Raw genomic sequence first — 14633 nt, 5'->3', positions numbered from 1 at the left:
GGCCTCGTGCTCTTTCAAAATCCCGATGATCTGCTCTTCCGTAAAGCGGCTGCGCTTCATGCTCTGGTCCTCGTTGGAGCCAGAACGAACTTCAAGCTGGATTAAGCCCGAGGGGCAAGGTCAGGTCACGTTGGTTGGATTGATCAAATTCCTCGACCAGAAGGGAATTCCGAGCCAGGACCTGACTATCGAGTTTCTAGAAACTGTAGCCGCAAGTGAGTCCGCTCAGGATGAGGTGTCGCCGCTCATTGCCGACGGCATCGAGTGAGCTGCTGCCGGTTTGATGGACACCGAGATTGGGTGTTTCATGAAGCCGGAGGTGGGCGATGAAGAGACGGAAGTTCAGTCGCGAGTTCAAGGTCGAGGCGGTCAAGCTGGTCAGGGAGCGCGGGGTATCGGTGGCGCAAGCCGGCCGCGATCTGGACGTTCATGAGAACGTGCTGCGCAAGTGGGTCAAGGAGTTCGGCTCCGACCCGGTACGGGCCTTTCCCGGCCATGGCCAGATGAAGCCTGAGCAGCAGGAGATCGAGCGGTTGCGCCGTGAGGTCGCCAAATTGAAGGCCGAGCGGGATATTCTAAAAAAGGCCGCAGCCTTCTTCGCGAAGGAAGCGACATGAAGTTCGTCTTCATCGCGAAGCACCGGGCGATCTGGCCGGTGGCATGGCTATGCAATGCGCTGGGGGTGTCGCGGTCGGGCTTTCATGCCTGGCTGAACCGCTCTCCCAGCGCCAGATCCCGCAGCGACGAAGAGCTCGGCGGCAAGGTCAAGGCCAGCTTCATGGCTAGCGACCGCACCTACGGCGCGCGCCGGGTGTGGCGTGATCTGCTCGCCGACGGGGTGAACTGCGGCCTCCACCAGATCGAACGGCTGATGCGCCTGCAGGGCTTGCGGGCGCGGCCGCGACGCCGGTGTTTACCGAAGGACAGTGGCGATCGGCAACTCGAGACAGTGCCGGCGAACCTGCTGGACCGGCAGTTCGCCGCCGAGCGGCCGAACCAGAAGTGGATCGCCGACTTTACGTATCTCTGGACGGCCGAGGGCTGGCTCTACGTTGCAGCAGTGATCGACCTGTTCTCGCGCCGGGTGGTGGGCTGGTCGATGAGCGCCGCCATGACGGCTCAGCTGGTGACCGATGCGTTGCTGATGGCAGTCTGGCGACGGGGCAAACCGGATGCGCTGTTGCACCACTCCGACCAGGGGAGCCAGTACACCAGCGAGCAGTTCCAGCGCCTGATGGCCGACCACGGCATCGTCTGCAGCATGAGCCGTTCCGGCAATGTCTGGGACAATGCGGCGATGGAGAGCTTCTTCTCGTCGCTCAAGACCGAACGGACGGAGAGCAAAACCTACAGGACCAGAGACGAGGCGCGAGCCGATGTGTTCGACTACATCGAGAGATTTTACAACACGACCCGCAGGCACTCGACCATCGGCTACGTCAGCCCGGTTGAGTTCGAGCGCAAGGTGGGATTAGCTTGACCGGGTGTCCATCAAACCGGCAGCAGCTCAGATCTCAGCATAGCCGGATTCGTCGACCTTGAAGGCCTTGCTACAGTGGGGACAGATGATCTCGTGCATTTTTCCTGTCCGAAGCTTGCGGCTGCTGCTGTAGTCTCGAAATGAGAACCTGCTCTGACGGCCTAACCAGGGTCGGGCTGGGTTCCACCCAATATTGAGAACAAAATTAGAACAAACCCACCTAGCGGTCAAGGCACACTCAACGGTTGCGGGCATTTTCCCCCGGTTTTCGGGCTAGGCGAGTTGGTCAGAGAGAGAACGCCGGCGAGAGATGCCCGCGTTGGCCGGCTTCGCCACTTAAGGAAAGGAAAACCCGATATCCTTTACTTACGGACGCTCTAAGGAAAGGAAGCGGTACATCCCCACCGGAAATACGCCTCTGGGAAGCAAAGCGTACTCGAACGGGTATGCGGATTTCTGCTTCTCCAAGCGGCAAAGAAAGCGGCAAATCTAGCCCGGCATACTTTATTTAGTACCTGTTATTGCTCTAGTATTTTGCGGCAAAGAAAGCGGCAAAAATGAACATTTCAGCTATGGAACCCCTCCTACCGGAAGACCGGCAGGAACTCGAAGACTTGGCCACCGACCTGGTCGCCAAGGCAAGCACGCTTGCGGGGCGCCTGCATCCGGTCATGAGGGCCTCGGTAGGCGACCTCGTGCGCTCGATGAACTGCTACTACTCGAACCTCATCGAAGGCCACAATACGCTGCCGATCGACATTGACCGAGCACTCAACAACGACCTTTCTCAAGAGCCGGAACGCCGCAACCTGCAATTGGAGGCACGTGCCCATATTGAAGTTCAGCGGATGATCGACCGTGGTGAGGCCCCCTCGCCCGCGCTATCGGTCGATTTCATTATCTGGACGCACAAGAACTTCTGCGAACGGCTGCCGGAGGAGCTGCTGGTCGCCGAACATCCGACCACGAAAGACAAGATCAAGGTCATTCCTGGTGAGCTTCGAAAGGACCACGTCAAGGTCGGCTTGCATATTCCCCCGCCTCCTGAAGATCTCCCTGCGTTCTTGGAGCGGTTTGCTGAGGGCTACTCCTCAAGGCACCTTTCTAAGCTTCGCAAAATCATCGGCGTAGCCGCCTCCCATCATCGGCTGGCCTGGATTCACCCGTTTCTCGATGGCAACGGCCGCGTGACCCGTCTGTTCTCCCATGCTCTGCTGCGCGAGCTCGATGTAGGCTCCGAACTCTGGGCCGTTTCGCGCGGCCTTGCGCGGAGGGTCGCCGACTACAAAGCCGGCCTCCAGGCCGCGGATGAACCGCGTCGCGGCGACTTAGACGGCCGCGGCAACCTCACGATGACCGGACTTGTCGACTTCTGCAAATTCTTCCTCACGACTTGTGTCGACCAGGTCGACTTCATGGCCGGACTTCTGGAGCCAGAAGAACTGCTCAGACGTATGGAAATCTGGACCGAAGAGGAAACCCGCGCAAAGCGCCTCCCAAAGGGTTCCTGGCCGCTGCTCCGCGAAGCGGTCATTGCTGGCGAATATGCGAGGGGCAACGCCCCTGCGCTGACGGGGTACGAGGCGCGCCAAGCTCGAACGGTGCTCAGTGCGCTTATCGAGAAGGGCTATCTCGTCTCCCCCACCACACGCTCGCCCGTAAAGCTTGGATTTCCAACGTCCATCGTTGATCGGTGGTTTCCGAGACTGTACCAGCCGCTAGCGGGATAAAAGATCGGCCGAATCAAGTGGAGGTCAAAGTGCCGGACGATCCAGGAGAACCAGAGAAAGACACAGAGTACTATTCATTGCCGGAAGAGGCGCTTCAGTTCTTTCCCGACGAATGGCGCCAAAGTTTTCAAACAATGGCAGACAATGGACGCGCAGCCCTAGATGCGGCGGAAAAAGAACTGCTGCAGCTCTATAGGATATCGAACTCCTTCACCGCCCTAGTGGCGTTGAAACATGCACAAAAGCGGCTGTCGGAATACAAGTTCGATACCGACATGAATGCCATCATGGAGCTCGATATGCTCACAACGGCATTTGTGGTTGCCTACGTGCGCCTGCATGAAGGCGGAAAAGGAAGTGGCTTTGGCCGCGATATCCTTCCCGAGCATCTCCGCAGCGTCCACGATGAAATCATCCAAGCTCGGAACAAGCGCTTTGCGCACAACGATGACCATCACTCCTTTTCAAACAATATCGGCTTCGAGTTCGACGGCAGTCGCTTCTTCGTCAAGTTCGGCCTTTCCCTCGGATACCATATTGGAGGCCGCACAGAATGGCGTGAGCTGGTCAGCTTTCTTGACCAATACACTGTCGAAAGAATGGAAAAGGTGCTCGCAAGATTAAAGAGGAAGACCGGACACGAATGGATGATGCCGAGGGGCCCCGCACCCGACTGATGCTCTTTGTCGTTAACTCGTATTTACGATTATCCAGTTCTCGAAAATAACCCTTTGCTCCGCACGAACTCTGCTAGCCGTGCGCCTACGTCTGGAAACAGAAACGACAAGGCAGGTAGCCATTCCAGCGGAGGTGCGAATTTCTGATCTCCGTTGCGCAACTCGATGCCCATCGCTTTCCGTCGGGCAGCCCATTTTCCGGTCGAATCCTGACTCGTCAGCAGCTCCTTATGGCCGGCCACCTCGACGGCGAAGGCGAACGCCAGCAGGCTTTCCGGCCGCCTTTCAGAGATTTGGTGGGCGCACTGGACTAAAGTATCAAATTTCCACCCTATGCCGCGCCCAGCCAAACCGCTCAGCACGGCATTCATCATGCCAGTGAAGCTCTTACTCCAATCCGGATGGTCTGGCACTGCCACGTTACGCTGCGCGAGCCTCTCTTTGAGCTCTAACCAGCGACCGTGGTGCTCCGGCCTTCCCCTCATCTGGCCGGTCATGTTCTCTGTCCAATAGGCAACAACTCCTTCGCGCAATTGCTGGTCGAGGCACTTCGCTTCCTCCGCCTCGTAGTCGAAATAGTACGCACGCTGATTCTGCAGCTCTTTCTTGAGCTCACTGAACGGGACGATGGCCTCCTGCCATTTATCGCTGATGACGCCGCCGCTACAGGACGGGACACGATAGTGGCAGCGCAAGTGAAACCGCTTGGTTTCCTCCGAAATACGAACCGTTTCCTCGTCGGCCACAAACGCGTTAGAGTTGTTGGAGAAGAGCAGGTCGTCAGTGGTCATACGCCTGTAGTTTTCCGAGAATCTGGCCAATATCCAAATCAGATGCGCCCCCACATCGCGGTAAAACATCCGTCGGCCAACCACCACATCCAAAAAGGTGGTGGAGAGCTGCGCCTCAAAGGCAAAGCGGCCTTCGCTAGACGTTGCCTGCACGTCCGGCTTACGCCAAGCTTGGGGGGCGTTCAAAGCACTCCAATGCTTCTCTTGGGCGATTGTCTCCGTGTCGAACCCGGGATCCGCCCGCAGACTGCGCTCGATCAGCTGCTTGATCTTCTTGTGAGCTTCGCTTTCCCGCAGACCGCGATATTTCCTCGCACGAATCTCTTCTTCCGTTAATGAGCCTCGCGTCACCGCAGGACATGAACCATCCTCTGTCTTGTGACGAAAGAAGAAGCGCTTTTGCATGCTCGCGACGAGGTGCACCGGCGTCCCGCAGATTGCACAGACATACTGCGGCTGCTCCCTCTTCATTGCTTCGCGAATAAGACTGCGGGCTGCGATGAGATCGCCATACTGGTGGTCAGCGATGAACGCCGCAGCCTGGTGGATCTCCCCTGATACGAGATCGGTGATCTCCTTGATTTCGGGATCATCCACTGGTGTCGCGAGGGCACGCGCATCGATCGTGACGTCCTGACTGGGAGAAGTCATTGGCTGGATCGCCCAAGGCATGTAGACGAACGGAAAGTGATTTTGGCCGATTCCTCCCGGAATCACTCACAGAACTTATGGAGGCCAGGAATCCAACCTAGCACAAGAGCAGCCGCGGTGGACGATTTCCACAGGAGCAGGCTTGCCTTCATGTGGCGGGCCTTCCAACACAGCCTTGCTTTCGCAGCTATCGGTATCCCCGTTTGAGCTTGCGAGTCCAATTCGAACCAAGCGCTATATCGGCCTGGCCGCGAGAGGAGTAGGTCTCGGCACGTACCGTGCCAGCGCGGCCTATCCGCCCCCATTCCCGGAACAGCGTCTATCCACCAAACAACGTGGGTTGAACATCCAGCATGTAAAATCGCGATACGTTGCGGCGATCATCGATACAGGCGAGTATGATGGCGGTCATGCGGTTTTCCTCCGTTTATTGTTCTTGTTTGGCTATCCCGGCCGACGCCGCGGCACGTAGATAGCGGTGAATGGTCTCGCGCCTGACCGCGTACTCCCGCGCAAGAGCGGCTTTCTTCGCTCCCTCTCTGACCCTGCCCAGCAGCTGCTCGACCTGGTCAGGGGACAGTGCTCGGCGCCGCCCCTTATAGATGCCCCTTGCCTTCGCGATGGCAATCCCTTCACGCTGCCGCTCGCGGATCAGAGCCCGCTCGAACTCCGCGAACGAGCCCATAACGTTCAGCAATAGCTGGGACCCCAGAGGCTAGGGAGGCGTTAGTTGCGGGGAGGTGCAGCCACTGCTGGCATAACAAGACTACTTCTTTGATTTTCCTGGGTATTAGAGAATTCAAGGATACCCATCAACTCGCCGCGTAGCTCGGCATGGACCTCGCCACGTTTCTTGCCGGGAGTGAGTACGATCTCGCCGATGAGCGAGCGGAGCGCCTCGGCGGCCTCGCGTCCGCCATCCGGATCGGCGAGCGCCTCGGTGAACCGACCGACGTTCTTGCGATAGACGTTGGCGATGTTGGGATGCATGTCGGGAATGTCGGCGGGAGCCTCTGACAGGCGCTGTGTGATCTCCGCCTTCTGCCGTTCAAGCTCGTCGATCCGCGCCTTCATCGACGGCTGGTAGAGGCCGTCCTCGATCGCTGCGATGATGCCGGCAACGGCCCGCTCGATCTTCTGAAGCGCACGGTGGTCTGTTTCCGCCCGCGCCCGCCGGTCGTGGTTGAGGCGGTTCATCTCCTCGGCATAGGCACGCACCGCTTCTGCGACCGCCTCGGAGGAGACGAGGCGATCCTTCAGTCCCGCCAACACCCGCGCCTCGATCTTCTCGCGCATGATGGTGCGGTTGTTGGCGCAAGTTCCGCGACGATGATGGTTGAGGCAGCCATAACGATTCGGCGTCAGGATGCCGATCTTGCCGCGGCAGCAGCCACAGGTGAGAAGGCCGGAAAGGAGGGAGACGGGCCGGTTGGCGAGGTGCAGCCGCTTGGCCCTGCCCTCCCGCGTATTGGCCGGGTTGGGGCCAAAGAGTGCCGAGATTTGCTGCTGCCGCGCCCGCGCGGCCTGCCACAGTTCATCGTCCACGATCTTGAGATGCGGCACCTCGATCCTGATCCACTGGCTTTCCGGATTCGGCCGTGACACGCGCTTGCCAGTCGCTGGATCCTTGACGAAACGCTGCCTGTTCCAGACCAGGACTCCGGCATAGAGTTCGTTGTTGAGGATGCCGGTGCCGCGCGAGACGTGGCCTCGGATGCTGGTGTCGCCCCAGGCCCGGCCGAGCGGGCCGGGAATGCCGTCCTTGTTCAGTTCGACCGCGATGGCCTTCGGGCTCTTGCCGGCGGCAAAGGCGCGGAAGATGCGTCGGACAATCCTCGCTTCCTCCACGATGATCTCGCGATCGCCCCGGATCGGCTCACCGTTGGCGTCGAGCCCCTTCATGACGTTGTAGCCGTAGCAGAGGCCACCGCCGGCCTTGCCCTTCTCCACTCGGCCGCGCAAACCACGATGAGTCTTCAGGGCGAGGTCCTTGAGGAACAGGGCATTCATAGTGCCCTTGAGGCCAACGTGAAGCTCGCTGATCTCGCCTTCGGCCAGGGTGACGATGGAGACGCCCGCGAAGCGCAGATGCTTGAACAGCGTGGCGACATCCGCCTGGTCACGAGAAATCCGGTCCAGCGCCTCGCCCAACACGACATCGAACAGACCGCGTTGCGCATCCTGCAACAACAACTGGATACCGGGCCGCAGGATCATGCTCGCGCCCGAAATGGCGGCGTCGTGATAGGTGCTCGTGACCTTCCATCGCTCGCGCTTGGCGTGCTCTCGGCAGAGGCGAAACTGATCCTCGATCGAGCTTTCGCTCTGATTGTCGGACGAGTAGCGGGCGTAAAGCGCAACGCGGGGCATGACGGTCTCCGTTCTGTCTAATCCTTGCCGGCCTCGTCCTCCGCATCGTTCGTGGCTTGAGGCCTGTTATCATTGGCGGCGCTGAGCGCCGCGAACTGTTTCCGTGCAATCCGGCGTCCGATCAGCCGGGAAATGGTCAACGTCACCTGCTCCAACTGTCGCCGCGTCTTGTTATCCGCCTTGCTCGTTCCATCCTCCGGACCTTGATTGTCGTTGGCCGGTCTGATGTCGTCCAGCTCCAGTTCTGTGTCATCTGCCATGCCGTCGCTCGCCCGATTGGTGAAGTCAAACGAGCATCAAGCGGCGACGAATTCAGGAAGAGAAGACCAAAAATCCTGCCATCGTACGGGAGCGCGCAGATACTTACGAACGGCCGTTTTGGCGTAGATTTCGAACGCATCACACAGCCTGCAAAGCCTTCTGCACGGCCTTCGGGGCGCGCTCGATCGCGAGAAGATACACGCGTGTCGGCCCCTCCGGCTGTCGCGACCTTGCTCCGAATGGCATAGCGTATTGAGCGCTGAATCCGAAGCGAGCTGCGAACTCTTCCTGCGTCATGTCTAGGCGCACCCGGATTGCCTTCACGTTGATCTTGTTCTTCGTCCTTTTGTGGAGCCGAGATGTGGCACGATGGTCGTAGGTCGCAGATATCCGTTCCACCGCCTTCGTCTGGGGGTGCGTCGCGGTTCGACCAGGACTTCGTTTCCACATCCCGCTCGTAGGAAGACGCGCAATCGTTAGCGAGGATCAACAACACGATGCGGAATAGCGAGACCAACGGCCGCACAAATCGCGCGTTCAGTCGAGAGCAGCAGCAGCCGGTAGCCATCCTCCTCGTAAAGGGGGTACTGGCCAACTTCATAACACTCGCGCACATACTTTAACGCCGCGGCCGCTCCTTTGAGGCTTCCCGGCACGACTCCGGCGAGCTGACGCGAGGCCTTCATCTCAGCCCGACCGAGTGCGCCTTCAGCCGCGCAGAGGCCACTTAACTTGGCCTCCAGCTCGGCCCGCCTGCCGCAGGGCGCACCGCGCAGCTCGCGCTCGGCAGCATCCTGCTCGGCGAGCAGGCGCCCCAGTTCCTCAAAGACTCGGCGGTGGCCCTCGATGGCATCGAGGACCGGGTCGGGCGAGGTCGAAACGCCAACACTTTCAGCCTGTGAGGCCGTGATGACCCCGGCCAGGATGGCGCCGCCGCCGGTGACAAACTGCCGGCGCCGAACGGCCGGGCTGGCAGGAAAGATTGAACGACTCGTGGTATAGGCAGAATCAGCCTGAGACATGGCACTCTCCATGTTGAGGGTTAGGCTCGTGCAGGTGTCTTCAGCACCTGTGCGGGCCGCTTGCCTGGCCTGTAGCGGCCAGTGCCGCGAATCGAATCACGGCCGATTCGTTACGTCAATGGATATCCGGTTTTCACTCACGGCCAGGCCGTGTACCCATAAACCCTGCGGCGCGATGCGACTAAAGCAATGTCTGCTTTGTCCCTATAGCGACCGACTTCGTGCAGAACCGCAATATGTCGCGATGGGTCGATCGCGACGGCTTTGCCCGATCTCTGGCAGGTCCGGTCTACTCCCTCAGAGCCTCCATGCAGGCCATAGGCGGATTTCGTCGCGATGGGCCAAAAGCTGACTTCCGCAGACTGCGCGTGAAATTCGCCTTCGCGCCAACATTCGAAACGTGCTCTGAAGGATTCTTTATATGCCTTGTCCCTGCCGGTGATTAGGGACTGAGACCTTGTCCAGTCTCATTTCGAAAAGTACCCATATTCCGGAGACCTGTAGCTCGTCCGAAGGAAATGTTGGCGACGGGTGTTCCGGTCGAACTCCGCTGAATTGAACGTAGTTATCTCGATCTGCCAGATCAGCGCGAAGCGCCGGATCGACGTTGTAGGCGACGACGGCAACTTGATCGGCGACCTGTATTACAAATAAATCGACCTTGCCGCGCACCGTCTTCTTGATGAGCACCTTCCCGGTCCAATTACGCAGATTCCTTGGCATTTTCTCTTCCACACGACCATCGTAGCTGGACGAGTTGGTGAGAGTACTGTAGCTGCGGCCAGCGTTCCACGCACTCTGAAACGCTGCCTGGTCGGCTGGCACGGGCAGTGGACGGAGTTGAGGATTGAGATCGCATCCAGCTATCAACGAAGACAGCAAAATCCCAAAAAGGGCTCTCGGGCCAATAAATGTCATACGAGGCTCATAGGGTGCGTCAGAACTCCGGCGCCATCGGCCAAGGCCTCTAGGGGCATTCAGCGGAGTTGTCCGGAATACAAGTAAAGATTGCATGAATGCCAACGTCGCTGAACGAAGCTCACGTCGGCGCGGTGAACGGGACAGGAAGCCTTACGAAGCACATTTTGATAAGCCCGGTCGAGTTCATCGTCTTTGCGTTAGGGTTTGATAGGGTCGCTGTATCGCAATCAGCTCGAGGCCGATCCGGGCATCGTGATCAATCGCACCGGCAACAAAACCATGTCCGACGCCAATTCGGGTGCAGGTGCTGATGGACGTAACAACCTTCAACGCGTCAAGATCGGGTGTCCCCTTGACAACCCTGTCGACCCGAGCATCCATCACAGCCAAACGGCCGTATTTCTGAGAACTGATATCGGCCTCTCTGCCAACGATCGTCACCTCTACGATGACGGGCGCATCGAGCTCCGCAGGGATATGGTCGAAGAGCACGCCAGTCTGTGCGCTCGCCACCGCGCATGCCTCTGCTCGGTCGAATAAAAGACAAGCAATCAAGCAAAGCGCGCCGAGCCCTGTCATCTTCAATGTACGCATATTCGCACCCTGATCGCTAGTAATCGCGACACGATGCCAAGACTTCTCAAGGTCAGCAATGGGTCAAACACTGAGATTCTCATGCCGCGCAAATCTCTTGCACAACCTCGAATAACCGACATGGCATGGCCCTGACGGCCTTTCTCTGCGGGGCCATGGGCTGTTCTCCAAAATGGGGTGGCGCTATGGCCGGTGTAGCCCAGATAACAGGCAACTTACCGCAGCGCCGCAAGTCGGCAGCCTTGGGCCAGACACTGACGTTTCTCACTCTGGGAGGCGGACGAACAAGTACAATACCGTACGCGACCACCGGCCATTTGCCGAACTTTCCGATAAACGGTGCTTGCTGCGACCCCACGCGCAAACTCCAATATCGCCGGTCGAAATAGAATGTGTGGCACGGCGGGGATTGAGTTGATTTCGCTACGAATGCTTGTTGGTCTGGCTCTAATTGTGACCTTGCTCTTTGTCGCCGCAGGCGCGGCGACATCGCTCCTTGTAGCTCATGGCGCTGAAGAGATCGCTGGATCTGAGCCGTATTGCATCCAGATTTCTGACGGGGCCTCCGACTACCGGCCCGCACGCGTATGGTTCGACCTGTCGATCTTTAAAATGAGGGCCAGGCACGATGGTCTGCTCTACATGCAGCACCACGCGATCCTCGTTGTCGGCGAACCCTCCAATGTGCGCCTATATCACTGGTCGTATCTCCACCGCGTCTTCGAGCCGGGCGTAATAAACGGGCATATTGAGGGTCGGGGGCCGGCGATTACCTGCCTGCAGGTGCGTGACTTCGTGGGTAAGCGGCTGGCACTGATCCCCGTGTCGCCGGACAGCTATTACATCAGGTATTCTGGAGGTGAGACATATCTCATCCCAACCGTCTGGCAAGCAGAGTGGAGCGGCGGGTCAAGCCCGAGCTTGCTGCTTGCGACGACCGCTCCCGACTTCCAACCACTCGACCGCCGTCTGATGCCGGCGGAATTTGACAGCAACTCGGTCTTCGTCACGTGGGACCCCGAATGGATGCTAAGTCTAATGAAAGATCCGCCCGGCGGAGAAATTGTCGAGCAAAGTAGAGAGTTTGGTCTCGTGAAGACCAAAACCATCACGCATGGCAAGGACGGCAAGGAGTACGTCGGAAATGGCTATCTTGCTTATGATGACGGTCATGGCGTCAACACCACGATAATAGGCTGCGGCACGCCGTCCGAGGCTGTTCCGAAGTCCTGTCAGCACCGCTTCATCAACAAGGGCCGACACTTCTATTTCCGTCATCGGCCGGAGGACGTGCCCAATTGGCAGAGGATGCAGCAGCGTATCCTTGACTTGATGGCGTCGTTCGAGGTTCACCGCCGCTCGTAGCGAGATCAACCGAGCGGGTTGTCGGGGGATTCCAAGTTGGTGTCGAGGTCAGCTTCGGGTCAAAGACTGAAATTCTTATGCCGAGTGACTCTCTTCTGCACAACCTCGAATAACCGACATGGCATGGCCCTGACGGCCTTTCTCTGCCGGGCCATGGGCTGTCCTCCGAAATGGGGTGGCGCTTTGGCCGGTGTACCCCAGATAACAGGCGACTTGCCGCAGCGCCGCAAGTCGGCAGCCATGGGCCAATTCCGGAAGTCGAACGCCAACAAATAGCCCCTAGAAACGATGCGTTAATCGTGTCTCTTAGCCTCATGTGTCCACTGGGCGCCTGGCGGTTAAGTTGAAGCTGAGACATGGGCTTGACGCGTCGACTGGGCGCGTCTCTGAGCATCTTGCAGGGAAAGCATGACAGTATCCGTCGAGGCTCTAATCGAAGAAATACGACAGGCCTTCCCAGCACGGCGGCAGGGTCGGTTCCTTCCGCTGGTCAACAGCGCCCAAGGCGACGAGCCATTGCGGGTCATCGCGGCATTTGACGATAAGGATGACTGGACAACACTCGCGCCCGAATGGCTGGATAAGGTACCAAGCGGCCTCGGGTCAGCTTTGAGCTTTCTGACCGATGAAGCGATTTGCTTCTACATACCTGCCTACATTATTGCGGATATGACCACCCAGCTGCGGATGGTCGACCCAATCTTTGCACTCACTCACGGCTTTGCCCCCCGATCACACAACAAGAGAGCCAAGCCACAAAGCGAAAAGCTCGAGGCTGAATGTGCTCGCAATCGCTGGAGCTTGTTAGATCACCGCCAGGCTGTCGCGATCGTTCATTATCTTGAATGGCGAGCACTGCGAGATCGGCCAGATTACGGCTATATCGTGAATAATGCTATTGTCGAGGCACTAGGAACGTATTGGTATGATCGAGTGGCGAAGCCTCAAGGACGTTGACCATCTTACGTTATGGGTCACTTGCTGCCGTCCCGAACGAGCTAGCGTCACGGCCGGTGTACCTCGGATAGTTGCCGACTTGATGCAGCGCCGCAAGTCGGCAGCCTCCAGGGCCATTCAGGGTACGGTCCGGCGACCCGGTCACGTCCGCAATTCGCCCATAGCCGACCTTCCGGGTGGGGTGCATCGACGGCTGCTTCTTCCCCATCAGCGAAGTGGCGAGCCGCCGGGTTGAGGTCCGCTCTGGGGTGGTCAACGGACCAGAATTGCTCAGGTCGGATTTTCACATTTTGACCCAGAGCGGACAATAGCGAACGAGCTACTGGGATGCGCCTTCCACCAAAAGAGAAAAGAGATTCCATCCGCGTTGATATACGATCTCAGGTCCAGATGGCGCTGCTATCATTGTTTACGTTCGACACGTCTCTGAAGCTTCTTCGCTCCGAGCGGCACCGTCGCGGAGAAAGGGGGCAGTTGCGGGTCCGGAACGAGATTGTTGAAGTCGGCCAGGCAAGTAGCTTGCTGTGTCTTTGTGCCTGCGCGCATGAGCTTGCCATTAGCAGCGTAAACCAATCTGCCTCGCTGATCTCGGCCGGTCCACTCGGCTCCCGAAATTTCTTGGGTCGATCGATGTAAAGGTGCGAGATCGGTCTTTCTGGCAAAACTCGTGTCAGACGCAATAAAGCTGACATTGATCCCGGTACCCGGATGATTTGGATGTGCTGCTACCGGGTAAAATCTGAGGACAACGCTTCGATTATCTGTAAATCGTCCTCCGCCGCCATACGTTGTTCCCTGGGGCCACAGGCCAAGAGCATGAAGCCACGGACTCCTGCTGATCGAGCTCCATGCATCGGTGTAGTCCGTTCTCAGGCCACGACCTTTGTGGATGAACGACAGCAGCAATTCGCCATCAGGCGAAAGATCACATTTTTCTGGATAGATGCGCCCTTTCAGCCAGGCGCCCGGATAGAACTTATCGCCCTTGGTGTCCCAGCGAATGATATGAAACCAGTCCGACGGACCCCGACGGAAGATGACGGCTTCATGTGCTTCACGCGCAAATATCACAAAAAGACGAGGGGCGACTTTCTTCTGAACCACATTTGCACCCGCAGGCAGAGATCGAAGTCAAATCCCTATGGAGTTGCTCAATGCCGCGAGGAGTATCAAAGTGGCACTATCTTGTGAATACGCCCAATCGGCGCTGGTCCTCAAGGCCTTAAGAGACTGTGAATGTCCGCTTATGGTCGATTCCGTTGAAAAAGTAGGCTGTAGTTTCGTCGTGAACGACTGCCGTTTATCGGATGAGTTGGCTTGGTGGGGGTCACGCGGGCGTCGGTGCGGGCATCGGGATCAGCTTGGCCATTTTGCGAAGGTTCTGAGCGGCTGCAGCGAGGATGAACTCGTCGCGTGCGCCGTTCGGCCCTCTTAGTCGCAGGCGATCGAGCTTGAGAATGCGCTTGAGATGCGCGAACAGCATCTCGATCTTCTTGCGGAGCCGGCGTGAAGTGCGGCCTTCCCGTGAGCTTGCGATCTCGCGTGCCATGTCGCGAGCGCCCTCGTAGACCGAGCGCGGCACTTTTCGGGCCGGGGTGTTGGGGCAACACCTGCTTCTGAGAGAGTATGCTTGGCAATCGTGCTTGCTCGCACGGTAGAGGACCGTCGTATCGTTGTTCACCAGCGTCCCTGTAGTGGTGAGGGTTTTGCCAGCGGGGCAGCGATAGACGTCCCTGCTATGGTCGTAGGTGAAGGCCTCACGCGAGAAGGTCCCGTCGGTGCGGGCCGACTTGTCGAAGACGGTCACGTGCGGC

Annotated in this window: 15 protein-coding genes and 1 pseudogene; 6 read left to right on the top strand and 10 right to left on the bottom strand. The window is 58.3% G+C overall.

Annotated features, from left to right (window positions below):
* The 4 genes from QX126_RS33340 to QX126_RS33325 all read left to right on the top strand — a co-directional run.
* Positions 1–268: hypothetical protein (locus QX126_RS33340; RefSeq protein WP_315786846.1), on the top strand; the 268-nt coding region annotated here is incomplete at its 5' end.
* Positions 269–326: 58 nt separating this feature from the next.
* A protein-coding gene (locus QX126_RS33335) for an IS3 family transposase (protein ID WP_315786844.1) occupies positions 327–1480 on the top strand; the annotation gives its coding sequence in 2 pieces (ribosomal slippage) (positions 327–576 and positions 576–1480; 1155 coding nt in all).
* Between the two features lie 557 nt (positions 1481–2037).
* A complete protein-coding gene (locus tag QX126_RS33330; protein WP_315786842.1) occupies positions 2038–3210 on the top strand; it encodes a Fic family protein in 1173 nt (390 codons plus the stop codon).
* A gap of 29 nt (positions 3211–3239) precedes the next feature.
* Positions 3240–3887: a hypothetical protein gene (locus tag QX126_RS33325; protein WP_315786840.1), complete on the top strand. Its 648-nt coding sequence runs from the start codon at positions 3240–3242 to the stop codon at positions 3885–3887.
* Positions 3888–3916: 29 nt separating this feature from the next.
* Here QX126_RS33325 and QX126_RS33320 read toward each other — a convergent pair whose 3' ends face one another.
* From QX126_RS33320 to QX126_RS33285, 8 genes and pseudogenes are all read right to left on the bottom strand, one after another.
* Positions 3917–5329, bottom strand: coding sequence for a DUF6035 family protein (locus QX126_RS33320; protein WP_315786837.1), 1413 nt, complete (start codon positions 5327–5329; stop codon positions 3917–3919).
* Positions 5330–5516: 187 nt separating this feature from the next.
* Positions 5517–5645, bottom strand: coding sequence for a WGR domain-containing protein (locus QX126_RS33315; RefSeq protein ID WP_315786848.1), 129 nt, complete (start codon positions 5643–5645; stop codon positions 5517–5519).
* Positions 5646–5756: 111 nt separating this feature from the next.
* Positions 5757–6035: pseudogene (locus tag QX126_RS33310) on the bottom strand (recombinase family protein); the annotation flags it as partial.
* Positions 6036–6055: 20 nt separating this feature from the next.
* Entirely contained in the window at positions 6056–7699 is a 1644-nt protein-coding gene (locus tag QX126_RS33305; protein ID WP_315786834.1) for a recombinase family protein, read from the bottom strand.
* Positions 7700–7716: 17 nt separating this feature from the next.
* A complete protein-coding gene (locus QX126_RS33300; protein ID WP_315718318.1) occupies positions 7717–7959 on the bottom strand; it encodes a hypothetical protein in 243 nt (80 codons plus the stop codon).
* A 477-nt stretch (positions 7960–8436) separates the two neighbouring features.
* Positions 8437–8982: a hypothetical protein gene (locus QX126_RS33295; protein ID WP_315718319.1), complete on the bottom strand. Its 546-nt coding sequence runs from the start codon at positions 8980–8982 to the stop codon at positions 8437–8439.
* A gap of 417 nt (positions 8983–9399) precedes the next feature.
* Entirely contained in the window at positions 9400–9900 is a 501-nt protein-coding gene (locus QX126_RS33290; RefSeq protein WP_315718320.1) for a hypothetical protein, read from the bottom strand.
* A gap of 186 nt (positions 9901–10086) precedes the next feature.
* Positions 10087–10497, bottom strand: a complete 411-nt coding sequence (locus QX126_RS33285) for a hypothetical protein (protein ID WP_315718321.1) — start codon at positions 10495–10497, stop codon at positions 10087–10089.
* 429 nt (positions 10498–10926) lie between these two features.
* Here QX126_RS33285 and QX126_RS33280 point away from each other — a divergent pair, with 429 nt between their 5' ends.
* Both QX126_RS33280 and QX126_RS33275 read left to right on the top strand, forming a co-directional pair.
* Positions 10927–11862: a hypothetical protein gene (locus tag QX126_RS33280; RefSeq protein WP_315718322.1), complete on the top strand. Its 936-nt coding sequence runs from the start codon at positions 10927–10929 to the stop codon at positions 11860–11862.
* A gap of 408 nt (positions 11863–12270) precedes the next feature.
* Entirely contained in the window at positions 12271–12819 is a 549-nt protein-coding gene (locus QX126_RS33275; RefSeq protein ID WP_315718323.1) for a DUF6714 family protein, read from the top strand.
* 402 nt (positions 12820–13221) lie between these two features.
* Here QX126_RS33275 and QX126_RS33270 read toward each other — a convergent pair whose 3' ends face one another.
* On the bottom strand, positions 13222–13923 hold the full coding sequence (locus QX126_RS33270) for a hypothetical protein (protein WP_315718324.1): 702 nt from the start codon (positions 13921–13923) through the stop codon (positions 13222–13224).
* Positions 13924–14146: 223 nt separating this feature from the next.
* Positions 14147–14633, bottom strand: a 487-nt coding sequence (locus QX126_RS33265) for a transposase (protein WP_315718325.1), incomplete at its 5' end; no start/stop codon positions are given.

The sequence above is a fragment of the Bradyrhizobium sp. SZCCHNPS1003 genome (assembly GCF_032381555.1).
Lineage (GTDB): Bacteria > Pseudomonadota > Alphaproteobacteria > Rhizobiales > Xanthobacteraceae > Bradyrhizobium.
Note: the sequence above shows the minus strand (reverse complement) of the source record. Positions and strands in the feature narration are given on the sequence as shown.